At 48.7% G+C, this 21,371-nt stretch carries 15 protein-coding genes; 7 read left to right on the top strand and 8 right to left on the bottom strand.

Going from position 1 to position 21,371, the window contains the following annotated elements; all coding sequences use genetic code 11:
- Positions 1 to 171: 171 nt before the first annotated feature.
- Positions 172 to 1,398 carry an ABC transporter permease gene (locus DDZ15_RS09150; protein WP_109646783.1) on the bottom strand — a complete coding sequence of 409 codons (1,227 nt, stop codon included), beginning with the start codon at positions 1,396 to 1,398 and terminating at the stop codon, positions 172 to 174.
- The gene (locus DDZ15_RS09145; protein ID WP_109646782.1) at positions 1,399 to 2,631 is read right to left on the bottom strand and encodes an ABC transporter permease; all 1,233 of its coding nucleotides are present in this window, start codon (positions 2,629 to 2,631) and stop codon (positions 1,399 to 1,401) included. It lies immediately after the preceding gene.
- A gap of 197 nt (positions 2,632 to 2,828) precedes the next feature.
- On the opposite strand from DDZ15_RS09145, the gene bshB1 reads away from it, so the two are divergent.
- From bshB1 to DDZ15_RS09130, 3 genes are all read left to right on the top strand, one after another.
- Positions 2,829 to 3,572, top strand: coding sequence for a bacillithiol biosynthesis deacetylase BshB1 (gene bshB1, locus DDZ15_RS09140; protein WP_109646781.1), 744 nt, complete (start codon positions 2,829 to 2,831; stop codon positions 3,570 to 3,572).
- Between the two features lie 277 nt (positions 3,573 to 3,849).
- Entirely contained in the window at positions 3,850 to 6,834 is a 2,985-nt protein-coding gene (locus tag DDZ15_RS09135) for an amidohydrolase family protein (protein WP_109646780.1), read from the top strand.
- 61 nt (positions 6,835 to 6,895) lie between these two features.
- Positions 6,896 to 8,173, top strand: a complete 1,278-nt coding sequence (locus tag DDZ15_RS09130) for an amidohydrolase family protein (protein ID WP_158278660.1) — start codon at positions 6,896 to 6,898, stop codon at positions 8,171 to 8,173.
- Between the two features lie 396 nt (positions 8,174 to 8,569).
- Here DDZ15_RS09130 and ccsA (DDZ15_RS09125) read toward each other — a convergent pair whose 3' ends face one another.
- Genes ccsA (DDZ15_RS09125) through ccsA (DDZ15_RS09110) form a run of 4 tightly spaced genes read right to left on the bottom strand, consistent with a single transcriptional unit; the run spans position 8,570 to position 12,410 of the window.
- Positions 8,570 to 11,062, bottom strand: a complete 2,493-nt coding sequence (ccsA, locus tag DDZ15_RS09125; protein WP_109646778.1) for a cytochrome c biogenesis protein CcsA — start codon at positions 11,060 to 11,062, stop codon at positions 8,570 to 8,572.
- Between the two features lie 6 nt (positions 11,063 to 11,068).
- On the bottom strand, positions 11,069 to 11,458 hold the full coding sequence (locus DDZ15_RS09120; protein WP_109646777.1) for a cytochrome c maturation protein CcmE domain-containing protein: 390 nt from the start codon (positions 11,456 to 11,458) through the stop codon (positions 11,069 to 11,071).
- The gene (locus DDZ15_RS09115) at positions 11,455 to 11,745 is read right to left on the bottom strand and encodes a CcmD family protein (protein WP_109646863.1); all 291 of its coding nucleotides are present in this window, start codon (positions 11,743 to 11,745) and stop codon (positions 11,455 to 11,457) included. Before DDZ15_RS09115 ends, DDZ15_RS09120 begins: the two co-directional genes overlap by 4 nt.
- A 5-nt stretch (positions 11,746 to 11,750) precedes the next feature.
- Positions 11,751 to 12,410 (bottom strand): cytochrome c biogenesis protein CcsA, encoded by a 660-nt coding sequence (ccsA, locus tag DDZ15_RS09110; protein WP_242978965.1) that lies wholly within the window; start codon positions 12,408 to 12,410, stop codon positions 11,751 to 11,753.
- Positions 12,411 to 12,604: 194 nt separating this feature from the next.
- Between ccsA (DDZ15_RS09110) and DDZ15_RS09105 the strand changes: the two genes are divergently transcribed.
- The 3 genes from DDZ15_RS09105 to DDZ15_RS09095 all read left to right on the top strand — a co-directional run bounded on the left by DDZ15_RS09105 (position 12,605) and on the right by DDZ15_RS09095 (position 17,054).
- Positions 12,605 to 13,126, top strand: a complete 522-nt coding sequence (locus tag DDZ15_RS09105) for a hypothetical protein (protein ID WP_109646775.1) — start codon at positions 12,605 to 12,607, stop codon at positions 13,124 to 13,126.
- Positions 13,127 to 13,221: 95 nt separating this feature from the next.
- Positions 13,222 to 15,468, top strand: coding sequence for a hypothetical protein (locus tag DDZ15_RS09100; RefSeq protein ID WP_109646774.1), 2,247 nt, complete (start codon positions 13,222 to 13,224; stop codon positions 15,466 to 15,468).
- An 11-nt stretch (positions 15,469 to 15,479) separates the two neighbouring features.
- On the top strand, positions 15,480 to 17,054 hold the full coding sequence (locus tag DDZ15_RS09095) for a DUF5723 family protein (RefSeq protein ID WP_146198558.1): 1,575 nt from the start codon (positions 15,480 to 15,482) through the stop codon (positions 17,052 to 17,054).
- A gap of 12 nt (positions 17,055 to 17,066) precedes the next feature.
- Here DDZ15_RS09095 and DDZ15_RS09090 read toward each other — a convergent pair whose 3' ends face one another.
- Both DDZ15_RS09090 and DDZ15_RS09085 read right to left on the bottom strand, forming a co-directional pair.
- Complete coding sequence (locus DDZ15_RS09090; RefSeq protein WP_109646772.1) at positions 17,067 to 18,446, bottom strand: amidohydrolase family protein; 1,380 nt, start codon at positions 18,444 to 18,446, stop codon at positions 17,067 to 17,069.
- A gap of 182 nt (positions 18,447 to 18,628) precedes the next feature.
- Complete coding sequence (locus DDZ15_RS09085) at positions 18,629 to 19,828, bottom strand: AI-2E family transporter (protein ID WP_109646771.1); 1,200 nt, start codon at positions 19,826 to 19,828, stop codon at positions 18,629 to 18,631.
- Between the two features lie 133 nt (positions 19,829 to 19,961).
- Here DDZ15_RS09085 and DDZ15_RS09080 point away from each other — a divergent pair, with 133 nt between their 5' ends.
- A complete protein-coding gene (locus tag DDZ15_RS09080; RefSeq protein ID WP_109646770.1) occupies positions 19,962 to 21,224 on the top strand; it encodes an APC family permease in 1,263 nt (420 codons plus the stop codon).
- Positions 21,225 to 21,371 lie beyond the last annotated feature (147 nt).

Here is a 21,371-nt window from a genome sequence, read left to right as displayed (position 1 = left end):
AATCCGCTTCAGGATCTGAAATAACCTACAGTTCCATCTCCGGATCTGAAAAAGTACTCCTGAAAAGACGAGAGCCTTGTTTTTCCGGTGAATGTCTCAACATCGTGTAATTTGAAACGATATGCCGACTGACTTGCAGTATATAGCAGCACTTGCCGCGGTTCCGGCAGTTTATTCGTATCTCAGACTTTCGATGGGATCGAGCTGAGCCGCTTTGTATGCCGGGTATACTCCGAAAACCACTCCTACCAGCATCATTCCAACCACTCCTCCTAATGCAGAGCCCCAGGGAATAACGGCTCCTGATTCGAGCCAGAGTGCCGCGGCATTACCCAGGCCCGCCCCGAGCAGTATACCGATAATGCCCCCAATCTGGCAGAGCGCTATAGACTCCATTAAAAACTGGGAAATGATGGCATTTTTTGTAGCGCCAACGGCTTTTCTGACTCCTATCTCCCTGGTGCGTTCACTTACAGAAACCAGCATTATATTCATGACGCCGATACCTGCACCGAGCAACACCACACCGCCAACAACGAATCCGATGGTGTAGAGAATACCTGTGAAGCTTTCAAGCGAATTGCTCAGTGATTCGTTTGTAGATATTTCAAAATCATTAACTGCAGCCGGATCCACTTTTCGGATGGCTCTGAGTATGCCGGTAACTTCATCAATTACGTTTTCAATGTTTTCGACCGACCCTGCCCTGAGCTGAATACCTATATTTTGATTTTTACCGTAAATGCCTGCCAGATTGGAGTACGGAATGAGCACATAGCGATCAAGGGTATTGCCGAATACATTACCTTTGGCTTCCGTTATTCCGATAATCGTGTAGGGCCGCCCTTCTATCCGAATTTCCTTGCCCAGTGCATCTTCCATTTCAAATAGAGCGGATTCCACATCAGCACCGATAATCGCAACCGACCGTGCATAATCGATATCCTCAGCAAGAAAATTCCGGCCTCGCTCGATGGTATAGGCGTTATTTTCCAGATAATTCTCGTTTCCGCCGCGTATACCGATATTGGGTTCTGTCTCTTTGTCTTTATATGTAACCCTGGTTGTTCTGTAGTTCCTGTTCGGGCCTATTCCCTCCGCCTGCCGGCTCAGCTCGTCAAGCCGCTCCATCTGCTCAATGGTAATATCTTCCCTGTTTCGGTACACATCCCAGTCCATGGGCCCCATTTGAATGGCCGGGTATTTCGATACCGTAATAACGTCTCCACCCATCAGGCTGAGCGTATCCTTAAAATAGGTATCCAGAACCAGTACCGCCGTATTTGCGCTGATAATGGCAAATACACCGACGGTAATCGCAAGAAGCGTTAATGAAGAACGCAGCTTATTGGATGTAATGGAATCGAAAGATTGTCGTATTACTTCTGTAATATTCATTTATTCGTACCTCAGTGATTCAATCGGGTCAGATTTTGCTGCTTTGCTTGAGGGCAGATAGCCAAACAGGATTCCCACCATGGTACAGATCAGAATTGCGTTCAGTACGGTAGTCCAGTCCATGTAAGCAATAAATATCTGGTTCAATAACTGGGTGACACCAATCGATAGCAAGACACCGATCACTCCTCCCACAAGACAGATTACAATAGACTCCATCAAAAACTGCAGGAGTATCTCCCATGATTTTGCACCTACGGCTTTACGAATTCCAATCTCCTTGGTTCGCTCTTTTACTGAAACAAACATAATATTCATCACCCCGATACCTCCTACAAACAGTGCAAGGCCGGTGAGAAAAATACCGATTCCGTATATGACCATTTTCATGGACTGAAATTCCTGTTCAAAAAGTGCAGACTGGTTGATGGCGAAATCATTGTCATCCATCGGGTCGAGTCCGCGAATCTGCCGCATGGCTCCGATCACTTCATATTCACCTTCCGAGATCATCTCTTCATCCTCGAACTGTACCGCGAGCTGGATACCCCATCGCAGATCGTAAATGGTTCCATAGGCTGAGATGGGTACGATCATTCGGTTGTCATTATCCTCCACACCCATAAAATTCCCTCTGCGTTCAAGAACACCAATTACCGTGAACCTCTGCCCCTGAATGCGAATCTGTTTGCCAAGAGGGTCCTCGTTTGGGAACAGGGCATCACTGATGCTCCCTCCCAGAACAACAACCCTTGCGGCGCGTTGTTCGTCGGTTTCATTAAATGCACGGCCCTCCGCAATATTCAGCCCCGCAGTGTGGAAATAACTGGATGTACCTCCTACGAGCGATGCTGAATCAACCGAACGATCTCTGTACCTTGCTGATGATCCCCTGCTGGCAGAAGCCGATACAAATGTTGAATTCGGCACCAGCTGTCTCAATTTCTCAACATAGGAGAGTTCCATTTCCCGGCGGTTGCGGTACTCCCACCATTTATACTCTCCGCCAAAACCCCAGGGCCATTTTTCTACAAAAACGACATTTCTCCCCAGCATATCCATGCTCTCTTCAAACGACCGGTCAACACCGTCGGTAATCGTATTCATAGCTGTTACCGATACAATTCCGATCACGATACAGGTTGTTGTGAGAATGGCTCTCACCTTATTTGCCCATAACGCGGAGAGGGCAATCCGGGATCCTTCAATAAAACTTATCCATAGTCGGTTCATAACCGGGTTTTTGGTGGGGTGGTGATTGTTCTAGAATTCATGTTTCGTTATTTGTTCAATTTATTCGGTACGAAAAACGTTTCAAAACGTTTCACTATATTTTATATCCGACTCCACCCATTCTGTGATACATTTCCTGATTCTGTCTCTAACGAATGATAGCACATAACTCATATAAATAAAAAGCTTTAGAACTGATGAAAACAGATATTCTCGCATTTGGAGCTCATCCTGACGACACGGAGCTTAGCTGTTCGGGAACACTTGCTGCCCTTGCAGAGCAGGGAAAATCGGTGGTAGTAGCCGACCTGACCCGGGGCGAGATGGGATCGCGCGGTACACCCGAGATACGGCTTCGGGAAGCCGAAGCAGCTGCAAAAATCCTGGGGCTCACAGAAAGGGTAAATCTTGGATTGCCGGATACCGAACTGCGCAATACACGCGAGCTTCAGCTGCCGATTATCCGGGCCGTGAGAACATACCGCCCCCACATCTGTCTGATACCTGCTCCGGCCGACCGGCACCCTGACCACGGGGATGCCGCTTCACTTATAAAAGATGCCATTTTCTATAGCGGTCTTATCAAAATTGAAACCAGGGATTCTTCCCGAAATACCCAGAAACCGCATCGCCCTGCGCACGTACTTCACTACATGCAGGATCAACCCTTCTCACCCGACTTTGTATTTGACATCTCCTCCACCATCGACAAAAAAGAGGCTGCTATTCGCGCTTTTTCAACTCAATTCGATGTAAAGGATCCCGGTAATGAACCCGAGACCTATATTTCGGATCCGGGTTTCTTCAGGGCATTGCGTGCACGGGCCAGCCACTTTGGCCACCTCGCCGGCTTTGAGTTTGGCGAAGGTTTTCTTTTTGCACAAAAACCATTTCCGGCAACAACATTTCGTTTTCTGGAGGAGACCCTGCCCAAAAGATAATGATGCCACCAGGTGTTCATGACAAGCAACTGGGAAGATTGACGCTAAAAAAAGTTTTTGGCGATTTACAACTTTTTGCTTCCATTCTGCTGTCTACAAACTATTTTCAACAGTTGACGTTCTGAATTTGTTGACGGGGGCCTGATTGATCCCCTTCAAAGATGATTCAGACCCGGGGTAAACCTCTCCACTCACATCTCATATCAGACTGAGCCGTGATTGAGATAGTCATTCCGTTAAAACAGTACCGCAACCTAAACACATCCTGACTCTTTTTATGAAGAAAGCCACACTCCGCTTTTTGAGCAATTTCTACCCATCCTTACACCTACCCGTATTCGCTTTTCTTTTTATAACATTCAGCCTCTCGTTCACTGTTCAGGCGCTGTCGCAAACATCACCAGTTGATGGCATAAAAGACAACACGCCGGCTGTTCATGCTTTCACCAATGCTACAATTGTAACTTCTCCCGGCAGAGTAATACAGAACGGTACGCTTGTGATTCGCGATGGCGTTATTGAATCGGCCGGCCGGAATGTAAGCGTACCTGCCGATGCACGAATCTGGGACATGGAGGGTAAAACCATCTACCCGGGCTTCATAGACGCATACACAAATGTAGGCATGAAGTCACCCCGCGAAGAGCTCGACCGGGGTTCACGTTCATGGAATCCGCAGGTACGTTCAAATCTGCGGGCTGAAGAGGAGTATGATCCGGAAGACGACGGAAGCGAAGAACTCCGCGCAGAAGGTTTTACTACTGCACTTATTGTTCCACCCCTTGGTATTTTCCGCGGGCAGGCGAGCGCCATAAGCCTGGGCACCAAATCGATCGCTGAGCGTGTGGTAAGGCCGGGTGTGGCGCATGCCGTAAGCCTGAGAAGAAGTTCGGAACTGGGATACTCATATCCAACATCACCAACAGGCGCCATTGCACTCATCAGACAAACATTCTATGATGCAGACTGGCATAACAGGGCACACCGCATTTATGAAAACAATCCTTCCGGACTATCGCGGCCGGAGTGGAACACATCGCTCGCCTCTCTAAGCAATACGATTGACGGTTCTCAGCCCGTACTTTTTGAGACAAATAATGATGAAGAGATTCTGCGTGCGTTGCGGTTCACGGATGAATTCGATATCACCCCCTGGATAAAAGGAAATGGCCACGAATACAAGCTTACAGATGTTCTTCAGGATGCAAATGTACCGATTGTTCTTCCACTGGCCTACCCTGAAACACCCGATATCGAAACCCCTGAGGATGCTCTCAATGAAGATCTTGAAGACCTGCGTCACTGGTATCTGGCTCCTGAAAACCCGTATCGGCTGGAAGAGGCCGGTATTCGTTTTTCGCTTACAACCGACGGGCTGGAGAAAGCCGGGGATTTTCACCCGAACCTTCGAAAAGCCGTTAAACTGGGTTTCAGTAAAGAAGCAGCGCTGGCTTCACTTACCACCCATCCCGCTGCTTTAATCGGAATTGACGGTACACATGGCACCATTGAATCCGGCAAGACTGCGAACCTGGTCATAGCAGACGGCGACGTATTTGAAGATGGTACGCGCATCCTGGATGTCTGGGTAGATGGCCGGCAGTTTATCATTAACCCGGAAAAAGAGATGGATCCCAGAGGTACCTGGGAGGTTACACTGGGCATTAACGGTTCTTTGAGCGGTGAGATGGTGATACGGGAAACGAGACCGGGACGCCTGGGAGGAAGCCTCACGGTGAACAACGAAGAAATTGAGCTGATGAATGTATCAGCGCAGGATGTAGAAAGGCGCTTTCGTGCCGATTTTGACGGATCAGCGACCGGCCTTAACGGCAGGGTTCGGCTTACCGCTTCTGTTTCAGCAGGCGGAATGATTGGCTGGGGTGAAGTAACCGGCCAGGACCGCATTGAATGGTCAGCAAGCAGAACCGCTGATGCTGAAGCAAGTGAGGATAGGGAGCCTTCTGAGCTTAACCGAAGCGTTGAGCTTGCGGATCTGCGTCCCTCTATGGAATTTGGAAGAGAGTCTCTTCCTGATATGCCCCGAAATATCCTTGTGCAAAATGCAACTTTGTGGACCATGGGGCCGGACGGTGTTCTGGAGAACGGCGATCTGCTGATCACAGAAGGTAAAGTTGCTGAGATCGGTACCGATCTGCGCGCTCCCAGAAATGCCCTGGTTATTGATGCAGAGGGCAGGCACGTAACACCGGGACTTATCGATCCCCACATCCATTCCGGTATAAACGGAGTGAATGAGGTCGGTAATGCAATCGTACCCGAAGTTCGCATGAAGGATGTACTCGACATCTATAACATATGGATGTATCGTCAGGCAGCCGGTGGACTCACCTCAGCCCACGCCATGCACGGTTCCGCCAACCCGATCGGGGGGCAAAACATTGCCATTAAAATGAGGTGGGGCGCCCTTTCAGACGACCTGCCGATTGAAGGAGCTCCGCGAACGGTAAAATTCGCGCTTGGGGAAAATCCTAAGCGTGTAGGCAGCGATCGCTATCCTGAAACGCGCATGGGCACCGAGCAGATCATAGCCGACCGTTTCCGGATGGCGCGTGACTATGAAGCCCGGTGGAATGAATGGAATCGGACACAGGAGGGTATTCCGCCCCGGCGAAACCTGCGTCTGGATGCCATTGTGGACATTCTGAACGGAGACATCCTGGTTCAGTCGCACAGTTATCGGCACGACGAAATACTGATGCTTATGAGGCTTGCTGAAGATTTTGATTTCAGAATCAAAGCATTTCATCACGGTGTTGAAGCTTATAAGGTAGCACCGGAACTTGCAGAGCATGGTGCAGCTGCGGTCGTATGGTCCGACTGGGGTGCTTTTAAAATTGAGGCGTTTGACAACACCAACTACAATGCACGACTGCTGACCGAGGCCGGCGTACTCACTTCCCTCCATTCAGACAATAGTCAGATTGCATCACGGATGAACTGGGAAGCAGCGAAAATGGTGCGTACGGGAATGGATCCGGTCGATGCGCTTGAGCTGGTGACCCTCAGCCCAGCAAAAGTACTTGGAATTGATGACAAGGTAGGCTCCCTCGAGCCCGGTAAAGACGCCGATTTTGTAATCTGGTCGGGAGATCCACTTTCCACCTTCTCAAAACCGGAGCAGACCTGGATTGACGGACGTAAATATTTCGATCTTGAGGAAGATTTAATTCTGCAGCGCCGTGTTGAAGATGAGCGTGCACAGCTGATAGAACTAATCCTGGAGGATAACAATGACTAAAACGCGATTCAGTACCCGACTAATCCTCAATTCAGTTTTTAACATTCAAAAGACATTGACTATGAAAACCATGTCAGCTATTGCGTTTATCGTCCTGCTAACCCTAAGCGTTCAGCCGGCGATTTCTCAGATTCCGGCCCCAGTGCAGTCGCAGCCGGTTGCACTCACCGGCGGCACCATTCACACAATGGCGGGTGATGTAATTGAAAACGGAACCATCCTTTTTGAAAAAGGAAAGATTACAGCGGTAGGAACCGATGTCACGATACCCTCCGGGGCTGTTCGTGAGAACGTGACCGGAAAGCACATCTACCCCGGGCTCATAGATTCATGGAGCCAGATGGGACTTTATGAAATTGGTGCTGTAAGTATGACTGTTGATATCAACGAACAAGGCCCAATAAATCCCAATGTTCGCGCTGAGAGGGCGTTTAATGCGGAGAGCCGCCACATTGGGGTAGCACGAAGCGCAGGTGTGCTAACAGCCGTTTCAAGCCCCGGCGGCGGCCTCATTTCAGGGCAGTCGGCAGCTATGATGCTTGAAGGGTGGTCGTGGGAAGAGATGACCCTGAAGCCGGGTGTAGGGCTGATTGTGAACTGGCCAAACCCGCGAAGTACCAACTACCAAGATCAGCTGCGGCAGCTACGCAGCACCTTTGCCGATGCTAAAGCTTATCACAAGGCAAAACAGGCCATGGTGAATGGCAACGGACCCAGAATTGATTTCGATTCGCGGTGGGAGTCGATGATTCCCGTAATCAGTCAGGAACGCCCGGTTGTTGTGAATGCAGGTGAAGTGCGACAAATTCAGGACGCAATTACATGGTCGACCGAAGAAGAGGTAAGATTAATCATTCTGGGGGGTAACGATGCGCACCTGGTATCGGAACATCTGAAAAGCCGGAATATCCCGGTCATTCTCACATCCGTTCTCTCATCACCTTTCAGAAGCTGGCAGGCGTATGATGCGGCATACAGCCTCCCCGCCAAACTGCATGAAGCGGGTGTACGGTTTTCCATCGCCGGAGGGGCAAGCGCTCCCAATGCCAACCGCCTGCCGCACGAAGCGGGTGCCGCAATTGCATACGGATTGCCTTCGGATGCCGCACTCGAAGCTGTAACATCCGCAGCCGCTGAAATTCTGGGACTCGATGATCATATTGGGTCGCTGGAAACTGGCAAGGACGCTACGCTCATCATAACAGACGGAAACCCAATTGAGTATGCCACACAGATTGAGCAGGTCTATATCCAGGGCCGCAAAAGCGATATGATGGATAACCATAAACAGCTGTATGAGAAGTTTCGCGAGAAAGTGGATCAGCGCCAGGCTGAATGAAGATCTTAACCATACGATCAATCCCGCTTGTTGCCCGACAAGCGGGATTTTTTTGCTCACTGCTTTTTTCCCGAGCTGCGCATGGGTCTGCCGATCCGTTGTCCCTCCGGTACAGTCCATCGACGAACAGACGAATATCGAACCGATGAAGAGTTATTTCCGCAGAGCTTCAACACCTTAGCACGTAAATACCTTCATACTGTAGCCCTGACGTACTGTTAAAGCAGAGTGGGTTAGTGAGTAATGAGTATTGAGTAATGAGTAGTGATTAGTGAGGTTTTGGTAATCAGACGATCTGTTGCCAATTTATCCGTCTCATTGCTGACGTTTGACAACTGCCTTCTGGCCCTGACAGACTGTTAAAGCAGATTGCCCGTTCTTCTCTCCTTCGTTATCTCACTCTTTCTCTTCGGTGTTCTTTTCGCGGGCCCAGTGGCGGAATATTGAGATGGTGAATCCGCCCATCAGCAGAAAGGTTCCGAGCCACACTACAGAGACAAAGGGTTTCTCCTCGGCGACAATAAGAACCCAGTCCTCCTCAAACTCCATGTCCAGACCATCCACAGTGAGTTCGATGGTATCCGACTCCGGAAAGATCCTGGTAAAACTGACTGTCATGCCCCAACGCTCGATCTCGAGCGGGGGTGAGTAGGTATAGCTTACCTCATCTTCCGTGTATACGGCAAAGAGCGGCTCCACATCAAACGCATTTCCGCTTGGAGTGTGCGTAATTCTCACAAGTGAACGAATGCCTATTTGAGTGCTATCGGGCAGTTCTTCTTCAAGGGCCGGCGTAAAGTTCATAAACGTGAAGCTGAACGGTCCCGCTTCAATTGATTCGCCCTGCCCTATTTCGATGGTCTGTCTCTCATCAGCCTCTTCCTGGAGAGACACAAGCGGATCCTGATTGCGGTTTTGTTCTTCAAGCTCTTCATTTTTTTGCTCCACATACTTACTGCCCGCTACATAGAGATAATAATCGCTCATCCACCCGGTTTGAACATGCGGATCGACCGACCATTCAATATTGGTTCTCGAGGACGTGGTTAACATGGGATACACTTCCGGATACATGTAAAAAACGCGTCCGTTATCGATAGATTCGAACCGAAGCCGGTACGTCTGCTGACCCGGGCGGGGTGAATCAGACAGCTCATACCCTTCGTAGGTAACCATATACTCATTGTTTACCAAAGTGGGACGATTCAGATCCAGTGAAAACATCTCTCTGGGCTGGGTAACCGGAAAGCCCTCCTCATCATACACCTCGCCTGCGGCAACACGCGCATTATAGGACGCCGTTCTCTGGTCAAGCAGAGGCCCCGTGTAAGCCGATGACGCAATGATACCCAGCAGCAGTACGCCAAATCCGATATGGGTAAGCGTACCTCCGATCAGTTTCGGATTTTTCCGAATCAGACTTATCAGCATAGTTGAATTGCCGATAACGGTAAACCATCCCGCAAAAATATAGATCATGTAGTAGATGTTACTCACCTCACCGAGCACAATGGAGACTACCGTTGCGGTGGATGTGAGGAGCAGCGGAGTGATCATTACACCCGCCAGACTTTCCCATGTATGTTTTTGCCAGAAAAGATATTGACCTACCACAGTGGCAAATGCCATAATAATGGCAATGGGCATGCTCCAGTCGTTGTAGAACTGTATTTCGGGGGGAGTGGGATTTTCAACAAAAAACCGGCCGATAATAGGTGAGCTGGTTCCCACAATGATAATTATCCCCAGGATCAGGAGCAGCATGGAGCCTGTAAACGTCATAAACTCCCTGCTTAGGAATTTGGACTCCTTCTGCGGGCTTGGAAGATCCCTGTATCTGTACAGGTAGAACCCTAAACCCATAAAAGTCATTACCAGGATATACATCAGAAGCTGGCCATAGAGACCTAAATCGACAAAACTGTGGACAGACTGATCGGCGAGTACACCCGATCGGGTTAAAAAGGTCTGGTATACGATGGCAACATAAGCCATAATGGACAAGAAGAGAGAGGCTTTGTGCGCACGGGAGCTTTTTCTCTGTACAATCATGGCATGAATCCCGGCCGTACCTATGAGCCAGGGGACCAGAGATGCATTTTCAACAGGATCCCACGCCCAGTAACCACCGAAAGAGAGTGTTTCATAGGCCCAGTATCCGCCCAGAAAGATTGCGGTAAGCAGTGACAGGTTTGCCGCCAGCGTCCAGGGAAGTGCCGGGCGGATCCATTCGTGGTACGTCTTCGTCCAGAGCGAGGCAATTGCGAAAGCGAATGGCACCGTCATCATGGAGAATCCCACAAAGATAATGGGCGGATGAATCATCATCCATGGGCTTTTCAGCAGATCATTGAGTCCTGTACCGTCAACAGGTACAAAATCGGGATTGGCCTGAATAAACGGGGCATTCGGCATCTCCTGGGCAATAGTACGGAAGGGTGAAGCCCCTATTTTGGCGAAAGAAAGATCCCATCCAACAATCATCGAAAGCAGAAAGAACTGTGTAAGCGCCATAACAAACATTACGGGAGCTTTGTAGGGCTTGCGGGTCCATTTAATCAGCCCCACACCCACCAGGCATGAAATCAGTATCCAAAGCATGAAGCTTCCCTCCTGCCCACCATAAAATGCCGAGAATAGATATTTGGTCTCCAGGTCAAGACTTGTATAGTTCCAGACATAGTAGTACTGAAACTGATGGGTCATGATAATATAAACCAACGCTGCGGAGGATAGCAGAAGCAGTACGCCCTTCAGGTACCACATTCGGTTGGCAATCCTTTCTACGGACAGATTATCCTTCAGAGCCGAGGCTGCGTAGAGCCCCATCACAATCAAAGATGTCAGAAATGCGCCACTGAGCAGCAGATGGCCTGCAGTTGCAATCATTTTTTGTCAGCTCTCCTGCGCGTTCAATAGTTCACTGCCGTCATTGTATTTCGAGGGACACTTCATCAGCATTTCATTGGCGTGGAACACGCTGTTTCTCATCTCGCCCACAACCACAAGCTGGGTGGCCTGTTCAAAATTATTCGGCTTTGGCCTCGGGTAGACTACGCGGCGTACATTGCCGTCTTCGTCTTTCATGTAGAACGAGAACTGCATGGTGTCTCTTGAAAAACCATAATCACGGCTGTCGTCCCATGTTCCCACCACGTGAGATGTGGCTCTGTTTTCAGCCTGTTCAAAATTCACATAGGTACTTATGCTGTTTCCAAAATTATACATAAGCAGTGACGTAAACAGCACGATGGCCAGAATACCTAAGATCAATTTAGGTTTCATGATTCTTTACCTTCAATTTCTTTTTCCGAACCGGCAGGTTCGTCATGTTGTGATTGTGTAACCGTTTTCTCAAGTTTTGACACCTTTTTGTCTACTCTTATCATAAAGAAGAGCAGCACAAACCAGATAATCAGACTTACCCCGAGCACGACCCAGATCAGATCGTCGGAAGCCATAAACTGGATAAATGCCGAAGATTCTTCGACACCCTCCGTGCCTTCCCAGCGGCCGGAATAGCTTTCCGTGAGAGTATCAACGCGTACCGGCGATTCTTCTTGTGCAAACATATTTTTCATAGCCCTGATTCCGATAATTCCTTGACCTGCTTGTAGCGATTCACAATGTCCATGAGCCAAACGGCAATTCCAATAAAGCCGATTACGGCAGGATAAAAAATCAGCCGTAATTCAGGTGCGGTGATCTCACTGAACGCGGGATTTCCCTCAGCTCCAGGATGCAGGCTTGGAAGCTGCCGCGGTATAATGTAAAGCAGAAACGGAATCGTGGTGACTCCGAAAATATTATAAACTGCAGAGATCTTTGCTTTTTTTTCCTCATCGGTAAAAGCGGATCTTAAAATGAAATAGGCTACAAAAATGAGCATGGCAAGTGCAGACAAATTCATCCGGGGTTCTGCAAACGTCCACCATGTACCCCAGGTAAAACGTGCCCAGAGTGAACCCGTGAGCAGGCCGCATATTCCAAATACAAGGCCGACAGCCGTTGCCGTTTCCGCCTTCCTGTCCCATTTCATGTGTTCGTCATTCAGATACCTGACGCTGTAGTAAAAAGCCATGGCGAAAGCCACCATCATTGTAAACCACATAGGCACATGCAGAAACAGGTTCCGGGCCGTCTGCTCCAGAATATCGATTTGAGGGATCTCAATCGAAAAACCGAGAACAATCACCAGGGTCATCCAACCAGCGACAATGTATTTCCAGGCTTTCAAGGGGTATGAAACGGTTTATCAGGTAATTTTGGTTAGCCTCAAAGATAGGAAAAAGGAACGAGAATTTTGTGAATCATGTGTGAATTCAAAGCCAAAATCGTCTCCTGCCGGCAGATTCCGGAGCTAATGGAAATTGGAAATTCATTTCACGAAGTTTCCCCGATACAATCCAACCTAAACAGCCATTACTACCTATGAGTACTAATGAAAAGAAGATCATACTAAAACCTTCTCATAAATCCCTTTTATGGTGGTACTTGCTGGCTGTACTGCTGATACCGGTTTTTGGTATCGGCATCTACCTGCTGTATCGGTTCTATACGACCCATCAATCCATTTCCTACATCATTACCGACCACAGAATAACACTTAAAGACTCTTCCGTTACGGAAAACATTGACCTGGCAAGTATTGTGGAGACCGGGGTTTTCAGGGGACTGAATGAAAAAATCACCGGAACGGGCAATGTGGTCATTAAAACAAAAGCGAGGACCGCAACACTTATCGGGCAGGAGGAACCCGGGCAGCTTGCAGAACTCATACGCCGTGCAGCTGAAGCGGAACGCAGACGGATTGAAGAGAAACCGGAGAAAAAAGAGAAAGCAGCATCACAAAATCCGGGTACGCTTGACAAGAGGGACTATTTGACCGGTCTGTGGCAGCAGGGACTGCTATCTGACGAAGACTTTAAGAAAGAGATGAAACATTTTCAGTAGAAGTACATCCTTTCCCAATAGGTATTAACATCTGCAGATTTCCTGCCGATAAAAGGTTCAGGAATTGTTATCGTCTACAATCAGTACAAATCTACATGAACAGTTTACGCCGCAATGGCCTGATATTATTTTTATCCGCGCTTTTTTTCATTCAGTGTGAAACACCCGGAGAACCAGACTTTTCCCTGTCTACGCGTGTAGATGCACCATTGATTGCCGAGACCCGTTTTCAGTTCCTTGGCGGGGAGGGTTCACTGATTGATACCACATCCGGGAATTATCAGGACTTGTTTTCGACGGATGGCGATGCATTTATTACCCTGATCAAAGATGAGACCTTTACTTTTCCAGAGCTGGAAGACCTTGTTCCTGTACTGGCCGTCGATGCCGTATCCCTGTCAGCCGAAGTAGGTGAAATCGACATTACTGACTTTTCATCACAGAATCAGAACGGTTCGGTTGGGGAGGCCAATTTCAGCGACCTTACAGGATTGCCTGCTGCACCCTCCCAGGGAGATCCGGTACCCGGGGGACAAAGCCCTTTTCCCATTAATATCAGCTTTGATACTGATTATTTTGTTTCAGCAAGCATAAGGCAGGGAGCTGTTCGCATAACCATTCAGAACAGTTTGGGATTAAACATTGACACACTTACCCTGACACTTTATAGTGACACCGTACCCGCAGGCTCTGTTGAATTTCTGAACCTTACACACAATTCAGAGCAAACAGAAGAGCTTGTACTTGTGGATAATCCGGGTGTGGATCCGGAGGTATTTCTGACAGCCCTGAATGCCGATGTTGAGATCTCATGGTCTGCTCAAACCATGCAGGATGATCCGGGAAGCCTCATTGTAAGAGATGTTTCAGGCAGCAGCCTGAGAGCTTCACAGGTGAGTGCCCGTGTCCCCTCACAGAGCTTTACCTTCGGCGGAACCGTTCAGCCCGACACCCAGGAGTTTTTATTCACCACACCCGCACACTATGCGGAGATTGAAAGCGGGATGCTGTTGATCGACAATATTATTAACTCAATCGATCTTGAGATATCCACGCTGCAGATCAGTTTTCCGGGCATCCGGCAGGGACCCGCATTTTCAGATGCTGACAGCCTGGTAATCCTTCTGGATGGCGCTGATGCCATTCCTGCCAATAATACGGTGCCTGTAAGCAGAACAACCGACCTTTCTGGATACCGTATTTTTGCAGAAAACAACACGCTTGAATACAACCTGCTGGCAGAAACAGAAAACACCCTTGAGGGGACAAATTCTGTTCGAACACTGAACGAAACCGACAGGGTTGACGCAGATATCCGCATTGAAAATCTTATCATTTCAGAGGCATTTGGCGTCCCTGCGATTCAGCGAGCCCTTTTAAATGATAATGATCCGGATAACGGAGATAGCCTGGACCTGCAGAACGAGACGGAACCGGAAGTTATCGATATTGACGGCATTCGTGACATTTCGGAAAAACTGAGCGGCATTGAATTTTCAGATGCCTCCCTGGATCTGATCTATACCAGTAACATCGGCCTGCCGGTATCCATTACGGGCGCATTTCAGGGTGAAGATGCCGATGGCAACCGATTTTACCTTGACGGAACCGGGGCGAACAGCGTAACCGATGCGGAACCGGCGAATCTGCTCCTGAACGGAGGGAGCGAAATCCCCCTTGAGAACCTGATTCGAATCGACCTCAACCCTGACGGTGATCCGGCACAGGAAGAAACGTTTCGGATTGACAACAGCAATTCAGGAATCATTGACTTTTTCAACCAGTTGCCGGTGTCTATCCGATTCATTGGCGTATCAGACCTTAACAGAGAGCAGGAAGAAGGTGTTATCCGTAATCCGGTCCAGTTCCAGCCGGACCTCAGGTTGAGTGTTCCCCTTTCTCTTCGTGCTGAAAACGCCACATTTTCAGACACTACCTCACAGGATCTCAGCAATCTGCCCGGCCCTGATGATGATGCGGTTATTGAGACGGGTACACTGGATATCCGGTATTCGAACGGTATTCCACTGGGTTTCGAGCTTGAACTCGAATTCCTTGATGAAAACGGGAATGTGCTCACAACACTGCCCTCACAAAGCACCGGTATGATTCTTTTCGAACCTGCGCCGGTTGATCTATCCGGTGCATCTGCAGGTGTCGGTGAAGGCAGCAATACGGTAACATTTACCCGCGAACAGCTGGATATACTGAACCAGACCCGACAGCTAAGGATATTTGCCCAAATTGAGTCTGCTAACGGTGAAGAGGTGCGCATCAGAGAAACAGATGAGGTAGCGCTTCAAATAAGCAGCCGGTTTACCATCACTAACCAGGTAAATTGAGGAAGATCGTGATGAAAATGATACAAGAGTATACCAAACGATGCTTCCTTCCGCTTACGGTGGTTCCTGTGATTTTGCTTCTTTTTATAGCACCGCTGCAGCTTCATGCGCAGCATTCTCATCAAACTGCCCGTACTCTTTCGCTTGGCGGAGGTGGAACGGCCTATCAGGATCTCTACCACGCTAACTTTGTGAATCCTGCAAACCTGATGCTGAACCGTGATGTCAGGCCGAAATTTACAGTAAGCATTGCAGGAGGAGTTCATGCACAGGCAGGAGGCTCACTGGCAAACATTTCGGTTTACAACGAATATCTTACCAGCGGACTGACGATTTCACCCCAATTGGCTGATGCCATGCTTGATACATGGTTTGGAACCGCCTCTTCAGAAAGCAGAGACCTCGCTTTTGATGTCGCAGCTGTACCTTTAGGCGGTGCATACAGGTCTGATGAATGGGCCGTGGGTTTTGCAGTCAGGGTTCGCACATCAGGAAATACGGGTGTTTCAAGAGGTTTTGCAGATTTAATCTTTCGGGGCCTCGATTCTGATTATTTCAGTGAAGCGGCAGATGTCAATTTATCCGCAGAATACTACGCCTGGCACGAATGGTCGGCCGGATATGCCCGCACTCTGCTTAGATACGATACCCTTTTCGGTTTTGCGGAAAATGTACGGATTTACGCGGGTATTGCTCCGAAACTGCTGATCAGCACAGACTATACATCCGCATCAATGGTGTCGTCTCTTCAAATAAGCGGCGCTTCGGCTCAAGCGGGCGGTCAGATCCGTCATGCATTCCGATATGCCGTTAAAACTGCCGGAGCAAGGGCGGATCAGATAGATGCATACAGGATTGACCGTGACCTCGGAATCGATCCGAAGCTGGAGGATTACATTGATCCGCAAGCAGATGATTTCACGGCAGCCAAAGGTGTATCCCTTGGATTGGACCTGGGGCTGACGGCTGAGATGGATCTCCCGCAAAATGCGTTTGACCTCGGTATATTCAAAGGAAGGAAGTCTCTCAGGGTCGGACTTGCCGTAACAGATATCGGATCCCTCTCCTATTCTGACCGTGCCAGAACATTCTCCAACGATGATCAATTGCTTTGGGAAGGCTTCAATTACGACCGGGATATTATCGACAGCGAGTTTGACGGAGATGAGAGCGCTTATTTTGAATCCGTGCTCACCGACAGTATCGGCAATGATCTCTACGCTGACTTCGAATCAGAACAGGTTCAAGCTCACAAACCCGGACTTCCGGCCATGATCCGTCTGGGTTCGCACCTTATGCTTGGCAGATTCGGGTTTATGATAGACACCGGCCTGGGCTTATCCGATAGAGGCATAGCCAGCAAACATGCACATCTGTCCGTAGGCAGTGAGTATCGATTTTTCAATGTTGTCCCTCTCAGGGCGGGACTTAGGTTCGGAGGGCACTCCGGCACTACGGTTCACGCTGGAACCGGAGTCGAATTCAGAAATATTGAATTTACCCTGGCAGCTTCAACCGCTCCGCGATCACGAAATTACGGTTCATCCCTGGCAGCAGCCTGGTCCGGATTTGTGATTCACTTCTAAAAATAGTGAGCATTAATTATCGACTGCACTGTCCATTCTGTCAAGCAGTGCGTCAAGTGCCGCGCGGTCGTAGTACCTGCCGGCCACCATTACTCCTTCAATCCTGTTTTGAAACGGAATGGAAAGCAATGGATTTTCAGAGAGAATGAGAAGGTCAGCACGATAACCCGGGGCAACCCTGCCGGTGGTTGTCTCTTCTCCCAGATATTCACCAACATGCACAGTGCCGGTTTTGAGGGCTTCGTAGGGTGTAAGGCCTGCCTCTACCAGCAGTGACAACTCACGGTGTGCCGAAAACCCGGGGGGATTAAAGATCTGCGGTGCGTCGGCACCCAGCAGAAGTCCGGCTCCCTGCCTGTGAAGCTCAAGCGTAAGTTCATTGCGGATATCCAGGTATTCCCTCGCCTGTTCTCTGTTATAGTCTTCACCCGAGCGAAGATTATTTACGTACTGTGCCCAGCCCTCACGGGTTGATTCAGCGATATATTCCATACCCGGCCACTGAAGCATCTCGTCGGTTGTGTACTCCGGACTAAAAACATTAACCAGCAGGGTATTTGTCGGAACGTTCCAGACCCCCGATTCAGCGGTACGTGCAGCAGCATCCGGAATCCGTGAACGATCGGCGTACGGAGTAAGATCATAGCCAAAATAGATAATATTGGGATCGGTTCTGCTTTCAGGTACTTCTGCAATGTACTCCATATACCGGTCAAGGTGTTCAATTGTAGTCTGTCCCGCCTCGATAGCCCGTTCAAGGCCCACATCAAAAGAGATATGTCCGGAGAACTCCATATCCACCCTCTCAGCTTCCTCCGCAATGGCATCAAATATTTCCCTGCTCAGGCCGGGATGCAGTTTTACCAGATCATATCCTGCCTCTTTTTGTTCACGAACCATTTCGCGCGCTTCTTCCGGCGATGAAACTGAATTTCCGCTGAAAGATGGGCCTGAAGTAAAAATACGGGGGCTGTCGATCTCGCCGTTTTCAGCCCTGTTGCGAATTTCCAGATGAGCCGGTTCGCCGAGCATACCACGGATGGTGGTAATACCCTGTGAAAGATACATTCCAAGTGTGGCCTCCATGACCTCGCTCCCCTGCCGCGATGAAGGAATGTGTGCATGCATCTCCGCAAGGCCCGGCATTACATAAAAGTCACCGCTGATAACCTGTGCACCCCTTGGAACCTCCACATCGTCTGAATTTCCGATTCTGTTGATGATGCCATTTCGAATGATTACAGTTTGATCGGAAAGAATCTGATCCGATTCCATTGTGAGCACATTCACTCCGGTAATAGCTATCGTTTCAAGATCGGATTCGCCGGTATCACAACCCGTGAGAACTGCTGCGAGCAGCAGAATCGGGAACATTACTTTGAGCATGTTCATACGGATATAATTTAGTTAACAGGATTAGCGAGTGAGAACCAACAGGAATACTGTTGGTTCAAGGTATAAAAATTTCAATTATTGTCAGATCTGTATGCGTTTGATTTCATCTGCTGGTATTGTACACGGAATTTGATTGAGATTACGGCATCTTGCCTGCCGCCGCAGTTTTCATTGGCCTTTCAGTTGCCGGATGGCGGGATGTTTTCCTCATCTTCATGATTTTCACCATCGGTTGCTTTACTCTTCTTCTTGGCTTTCTCAGTAAGTTTGCTGAATCTTTGAGCAATCCGGCTCCTCTCCTCACTTTTATCATCCGTATCCCTGCCCATCAAATATCCGAAGGGTTTAAGTGACTCAACCTCATCAAAAATAATTTTCATAATCGCACCCAGCGGTATGAAGAGGATCATACCGGCCAGACCCCAAATTTGGGCACCTGCAAAAATGAGTATCAACGTAGCCAGTGCGTTCATGCTAACCTGGCTGCCCACGATCACCGGTGTAAGCAGATTCCCTTCCGTGAGCTGAACGACATAAAAGCCGGCCAGAATAATCAGCGGGTAGATCAACGAGTCCATTGTAATGATGGAATAGAGAATTGGCAATACAGAACCCATAAGAGGGCCTACGAATGGTATTACATTCAGCATGGCAGCAAAAACACCAAAGAAAATGGCGTGTTCGATTCCTATTACAAGAAGCATTACAGAGTAAAGTACGGCGAGGATTAGAATGACCATCACCAGTCCGTTGATGTAACTTTGCACCAGTCTCTTAATTTTAGAGATGATGAGCCTCACTTTTTCCTCGGCTCCCGAGTCTCCCCTGGCAATGGCTTTGATAACAAAATTCTTCAGCAGATCCCGAAACAGTAAGATCAGGAACATATAAACCGGTATGAGAAAAATAGCGGTAAGAATAGATGCGGCGCCGGTTAATTGCTGGGTCAGGTTGGCAGCGTTATTCTGTATGTATTCGATGGCTACTCCGAATACGCGGTCCAGGTTCAGCTCCTGCTCAATGGCAAACCAGGAAAGCAGAAAGGCTTCTACCTGCTCCAGGAGTTCTTCCAGCCTTTCGGCAAACATGGAGCTATCCTCCGCAAATGAAGCAAACTGGATTGAAAAAAAGTATCCCAGTGCACCGATAAAAAGAATGGCAATTAAAATTCCTGCAAGAGATGAGACAATTCTGGGAATTTTTTTCTCCTCGATCTTGCTGCATACCGGCGACAGGAGTATGGAAAAGAATAGTGCAAAGAGAAACGGCAGCAAGAGTGACTTTGCCATAATCATTGCGTAAATCGTCAGTATGATACCGGCAAGGGCAAACGTATATTTTATATACCAGGGCTGCACAGCCACAACTTTTTCACTCATCCCGTCATATTTAATTGTTTTTAGTAATCAAATATTATAGCTAAATCATAAGTGATATATCAAACATCATTTTCCCGGGCATCTATAGCGCAGCTTTCAGATTATCCGAATCAACAAACTATACCTGCTTGATATGGAGGAACTAAGACGGGCAATTCGCACACCCGGCGCTATACTGATGGGCCTGGGATCCATTATCGGAACCGGTATTTTTGTGAGCATAGCCATTGCAACCCAGGTAGCCGGCAACGGGATCATTCTATCGGTTGTTCTTGCAGCCGTGCTTGCAACGCTCAATGGCCTGAGCAGTGCCCAGCTTGCCGCAGCACATCCTGTTAGCGGCGGCACTTACGAATACGGTTACAGGTTTATCAATTCATGGTTTGGATTCACCGCCGGCTGGATGTTCATGGTGGCCAAATCCGCATCAGCCGCCACAGCTGTTCTGGGCTGTATCGGGTATCTGTATTATGCTACCGGTATCAACTCTTCGGAATGGATGATTGCATCGGGCGGCCTGTTGCTGCTATTCCTAATGGCCCTTTTGGTTTCCGGGGGAATTCAACGGAGTAATTCAGCAAATAAATGGATTGTTTCCATAACGCTGGCAGGTTTGGCTGCCCTTGTTGTTGCCGCATTCTTTGTAAACGGACTACCCGTCAGTCCCATTACAAATACTTTCAGCGTTTCCGGCTGGGATTCAGTTCTCTTTGGGTCGGCTCTGATGTTTGTGGCATACACCGGCTACGGACGAATTGCCACCCTGGGAGAAGAAGTTGCCGAGCCCGCTAAAACCATCCCGAGAGCGATTATTATGGCCATGATACTCATTGTGATCATCTATCTGGCTGTAACACTAACGGCTCTTCAGGCTTTGGGAGCAGATGGTTTTGGTGAGACTGTTGAAGGTGAAGCGGCTCCGCTGATGATTGTTGCACAATCCCTCTCTCTCCCGGTGATAGGTCCGGTACTGACGATTACCGCAATAACAGCCATGCTCGGCGTACTGCTGAATCTATTTCTGGGTCTGTCGAGAGTACTTTTGGGTATGGCCCGCAGAGGGGATGTACCGGGGTTTATCTCCCGAATTAATCCCGTAACGCAGAGCCCGGTTGTGGCGGTGTGGGTCACCTGCATAATTATCGGGTTGCTGGTACTCAGCGGTGATGTGGTATTCACATGGTCGTTCAGTGCGTTTACGGTACTCATCTACTATTCCATAACCAATTTGACCGCCCTCTTTCTTCCCGAAGAGTTACGGCTCTATCCGCGCATCATTCCCGTACTGGGACTGTTCGGCTGCCTGTTTCTTGCATTCTGGATTGACCCGACGATTTTGCTTCTTGGAGCCGGGGTGATCGGGGTTGGACTTGTGTGGCATTGGGTGATAAAGTGAGATGTATTTGGAAACTCACTCATTCGGACTCACCCCTCCCATCGAGATTCCTTCAATGCTGTCACCCTTCCGTAATCATAGAGGGGGAACTTTGCCGTACAGAAAAAGAAAGATTTTAGAGTCTTATTCCAAACCTGTTAAGGAGTC

It is taken from the genome of Rhodohalobacter mucosus (genome assembly GCF_003150675.1).
Classification (GTDB): Bacteria; Bacteroidota; Rhodothermia; order Balneolales; family Balneolaceae; genus Rhodohalobacter; species Rhodohalobacter mucosus.
The sequence above is the reverse complement of the archived record's forward strand: the minus strand, read 5'-3'. Positions and strand labels throughout refer to the sequence as shown.

Bases quoted from the DNA above. Each gene is read 5' to 3' on its own strand.
- DDZ15_RS09150 (WP_109646783.1), bottom strand. From the start codon at position 1,398: ATGAATATTACAGAAGTAATACGACAATCTTTCGATTCCATTACATCC.
- DDZ15_RS09145 (WP_109646782.1), bottom strand. From the start codon at position 2,631: ATGAACCGACTATGGATAAGTTTTATTGAAGGATCCCGGATTGCCCTC.
- bshB1 (WP_109646781.1), top strand. From the start codon at position 2,829: ATGAAAACAGATATTCTCGCATTTGGAGCTCATCCTGACGACACGGAG.
- DDZ15_RS09135 (WP_109646780.1), top strand. From the start codon at position 3,850: ATGAAGAAAGCCACACTCCGCTTTTTGAGCAATTTCTACCCATCCTTA.
- DDZ15_RS09130 (WP_158278660.1), top strand. From the start codon at position 6,896: ATGAAAACCATGTCAGCTATTGCGTTTATCGTCCTGCTAACCCTAAGC.
- ccsA (WP_109646778.1), bottom strand. From the start codon at position 11,062: ATGATTGCAACTGCAGGCCATCTGCTGCTCAGTGGCGCATTTCTGACA.
- DDZ15_RS09120 (WP_109646777.1), bottom strand. From the start codon at position 11,458: ATGAAACCTAAATTGATCTTAGGTATTCTGGCCATCGTGCTGTTTACG.
- DDZ15_RS09115 (WP_109646863.1), bottom strand. From the start codon at position 11,745: ATGTTTGCACAAGAAGAATCGCCGGTACGCGTTGATACTCTCACGGAA.
- DDZ15_RS09105 (WP_109646775.1), top strand. From the start codon at position 12,605: ATGAGTACTAATGAAAAGAAGATCATACTAAAACCTTCTCATAAATCC.
- DDZ15_RS09100 (WP_109646774.1), top strand. From the start codon at position 13,222: ATGAACAGTTTACGCCGCAATGGCCTGATATTATTTTTATCCGCGCTT.
- DDZ15_RS09095 (WP_146198558.1), top strand. From the start codon at position 15,480: ATGAAAATGATACAAGAGTATACCAAACGATGCTTCCTTCCGCTTACG.
- DDZ15_RS09090 (WP_109646772.1), bottom strand. From the start codon at position 18,446: ATGAACATGCTCAAAGTAATGTTCCCGATTCTGCTGCTCGCAGCAGTT.
- DDZ15_RS09085 (WP_109646771.1), bottom strand. From the start codon at position 19,828: ATGAGTGAAAAAGTTGTGGCTGTGCAGCCCTGGTATATAAAATATACG.
- DDZ15_RS09080 (WP_109646770.1), top strand. From the start codon at position 19,962: ATGGAGGAACTAAGACGGGCAATTCGCACACCCGGCGCTATACTGATG.